This is a genomic window from Paludisphaera rhizosphaerae, from assembly GCF_011065895.1.
Taxonomy (GTDB): Bacteria; Planctomycetota; Planctomycetia; order Isosphaerales; family Isosphaeraceae; genus Paludisphaera; species Paludisphaera rhizosphaerae.
On sequence record NZ_JAALCR010000077.1, the window covers coordinates 1 to 2027 of the forward strand.

General features: G+C 66.2%; 4 protein-coding genes. All 4 read left to right on the forward strand.

The genetic code is table 11. The features are described from left to right. The first annotated feature begins 130 nt into the window (after positions 1–130). The 4 genes from G5C50_RS32020 to G5C50_RS32035 all read left to right on the forward strand — a co-directional run bounded on the left by G5C50_RS32020 (position 131) and on the right by G5C50_RS32035 (position 1908). The gene (locus G5C50_RS32020) at positions 131–901 is read left to right on the forward strand and encodes a hypothetical protein (RefSeq protein ID WP_165076149.1); all 771 of its coding nucleotides are present in this window, start codon (positions 131–133) and stop codon (positions 899–901) included. A gap of 72 nt (positions 902–973) precedes the next feature. After that, the gene (locus G5C50_RS32025) at positions 974–1246 is read left to right on the forward strand and encodes a hypothetical protein (protein ID WP_165076151.1); all 273 of its coding nucleotides are present in this window, start codon (positions 974–976) and stop codon (positions 1244–1246) included. 51 nt (positions 1247–1297) lie between these two features. Continuing rightward, positions 1298–1516: a hypothetical protein gene (locus G5C50_RS32030; RefSeq protein ID WP_165076154.1), complete on the forward strand. Its 219-nt coding sequence runs from the start codon at positions 1298–1300 to the stop codon at positions 1514–1516. A 62-nt stretch (positions 1517–1578) separates the two neighbouring features. Further along, positions 1579–1908: a MarR family winged helix-turn-helix transcriptional regulator gene (locus tag G5C50_RS32035; protein ID WP_165076156.1), complete on the forward strand. Its 330-nt coding sequence runs from the start codon at positions 1579–1581 to the stop codon at positions 1906–1908. The last annotated feature ends 119 nt before the right edge of the window (positions 1909–2027 follow it).

A 2027-nucleotide genomic window follows, 5' to 3' on the forward strand; every position in this document is an offset into this window, starting at 1 on the left:
GGTCAACGTGTTCCAGGACGTGGACGTCGCGATCCTCCAGCCCGCGGCGTTCGGCGTCATCAAGGACATCGTCACCGCCTAAAAACCCGGATCGTCAGGCCTCCATCTCCAAATCGAAAGGGTCGATCGAATGAAGCTGTTGTCGAAGGATTCTCGGGTTGTCAAGGTCGTCGCCCTGGCGGATGACGTCATCATCGGACGTCGCGTCTGTCGCGAAGGCGACGTCGTCGAGGTTTCCGAGGCCGTCGCCTACAGGGTCGTCTGCCGCGAGCAACCTGTCGCGAGGCTCGCCCCCGATTGTCGATTCGAGACGCCTGACAAGGATCTCAAAGCGGCATCTTACGCGGACGACGCCGACAGCGAGACGGCGCGATACGTCGGCGACGTCGACGACCTGTTCCCTCGTGAGAAGGCCTCGAGGTCGACCAGGTCGGACGCCGGCACGGCCTTCATGGGGCCGATGGTTAAGGTCAAGGGGGCTCGCGACGGTCGCGTCGGGGGCGTCCGGGTCGCGGCCGGCGAGACTCTCGACGTTCGTGAAGTCGACGCCGTCGATGGAATGCTGAGCGGGGTCCTCAGGCGAGACGCCTCGATCTTGAGCCGGTCGGCCGTCCGATGCCTGGACGCCGGCGTCAGGGGCCGCTACAGGGCCCCTGCCCCGAATTGCGAGATCCCCAAGATCGGGGTCAAGGCGGTTCGCGACCACGTCCAGATTTCGAACGCCGTCCTCATGGAGGGACAGATCTACCGCGTCCCCGAAGACGTGGTCTTCGTGCTCATGCAACGGCCGGGAATCGATCCCGGCTTCATCATCGCGGCTGGGGAGCGATTCTCGATGCCTCAGCGGCAGCTGAAAGAAGCCGCGGCCGAACTGGCGAGGGACGGCCTCCCGAGCGTCTGAGCACGGCTCCCCGAATTCGTTGGAGCCGGTCGAGCGTCGGCCGGTTGTCTCATCCCTCGAAAGGAACACGCAATGAGCGCGAACAACGGCCCGGTGTTGCTCCAGACCCCTTCCATCCAGGTCGTCGCCCTGGCCAAGGACGTCATCGTCGGCAATCGCGTCTGCTCGGCCGGCGAGGTCGTCACGGTGAATGAAGTGACCGCCAGGGGGGCGATCAACAGGACGGCTCCGGTCGCCGCACTTGCGGAAGGAGCGAGCTTCCAGACGCCCGTCGCCGACCTGGACCACGCGCTGGAAATGGCTGGATCGGCCGAAATCTACGCCGTGTTGCCGCCGACGTCGTGAGGCGTCGACGTAACTCGTCGTCCGAGCTGTTAACCAACAGGACATCACGATATGAATCTCGTTCAACAGATCAAGGTCCGCATCACGCGGTCCGACGGCTTCAGGGTTCCCATGGGGAATCGAACGATCCGGACGTTCGAGGGCATGGAAGTCTTCGTCCCCCTCGCCGTGGCCGGCATGCTGGCCGAACGGGGGACGGCCGAAATCGTAGGCGAATCGGTCATCCGCCATGCGGCCCTACGCAAGGCGGCGCGGCCCTCGAAGTCCTGACGCCTCCGTCTCGCGCCTTCTGCCGGGGCGCGAGACCTCCCCTCTGAACGGAGCCCTCTGGGATGCACATCGAGACCGCGACCGTCCAGCGCGGCGACCTGGCGAACGCCGTTTCCACCGCGAGACTGATCGCCGGCAGCGCCGGTGTGCTGGCCGTGCTGTCCCGCGGTCCGGCGACGGCGGTGCGGATTGCAGACGAAGCCGGGTTCCTCGCCTCCAACGTGCCGTCGAAGCTCGCCCGGCTCCACGCCGCCGGGGTCGTCGACTTCGTCACCGTGCCCAGCGGCGGGCGGTACGGCCGAAAGTACGTCTACAGCCTCACTCCTTACGGGGCCGAGTTGTGGCGGACGACTCGGCACCTCGCGTCGAACGCCCCTCGGAGGTCGTCATGACGTCGACCAGGTCGACCGCCAAGCCGCCGCGGCATGACCAGATGATCCGCAGGGCGGCCGATTCGGCGAGGTTCCTCGCGAGCGGATCGACCGTCCGCATCCTGATCGCGCTCGTGGAC

Coding starts and splice junctions, on each gene's coding strand:
- G5C50_RS32030 (WP_165076154.1), top strand. CDS start 1,298: ATGAATCTCGTTCAACAGATCAAGGTCCGCATCACGCGGTCCGACGGC.
- G5C50_RS32035 (WP_165076156.1), top strand. CDS start 1,579: ATGCACATCGAGACCGCGACCGTCCAGCGCGGCGACCTGGCGAACGCC.
- G5C50_RS32025 (WP_165076151.1), top strand. CDS start 974: ATGAGCGCGAACAACGGCCCGGTGTTGCTCCAGACCCCTTCCATCCAG.
- G5C50_RS32020 (WP_165076149.1), top strand. CDS start 131: ATGAAGCTGTTGTCGAAGGATTCTCGGGTTGTCAAGGTCGTCGCCCTG.